This is a genomic window from Streptomyces sp. WAC06614 (assembly GCF_003949795.1).
In the GTDB taxonomy this organism is placed as follows: domain Bacteria; phylum Actinomycetota; class Actinomycetes; order Streptomycetales; family Streptomycetaceae; genus Streptomyces.
Window position 1 is genome coordinate 1 of sequence record NZ_RPRY01000799.1, and the last position, 353, is coordinate 353.

General features: G+C 60.6%; 2 tRNA genes. Both read right to left on the minus strand.

Features of this window, described 5'->3' with window-relative positions:
* Nucleotide 1: 1 nt before the first annotated feature.
* Nucleotides 2–75 (minus strand) — tRNA-Thr (locus EF918_RS36550).
* Between the two features lie 152 nt (nt 76–227).
* Nucleotides 228–301, minus strand: a tRNA-Thr gene (locus EF918_RS36555).
* Nucleotides 302–353 lie beyond the last annotated feature (52 nt).

The following is a 353-nucleotide window of genomic DNA, read 5'->3' on the forward strand; positions in this document are numbered from 1 at the left end:
GAGCCGCCTTCGGGATTCGAACCCGAGACCTACGCATTACGAGTGCGTTGCTCTGGCCAACTGAGCTAAGGCGGCATGCTGGGGTGAGGATCTTCCTGGGGAAGGCTCTCATCTGCAGCGGCGCTAATTCTACAGGGTTGATTCGGGTGCACCCACACCGCGGCCTCACCCCGGCCCAAGAACAACAAAAAGCCCAGGTCACACACAACGTGACCTGGGCTTCGCCGAGCCGCCTTCGGGATTCGAACCCGAGACCTACGCATTACGAGTGCGTTGCTCTGGCCAACTGAGCTAAGGCGGCATGCTGGGGTGAGGATCTTCCTGGGGAAGGCTCTCATCTGCAGCGGCGCTAA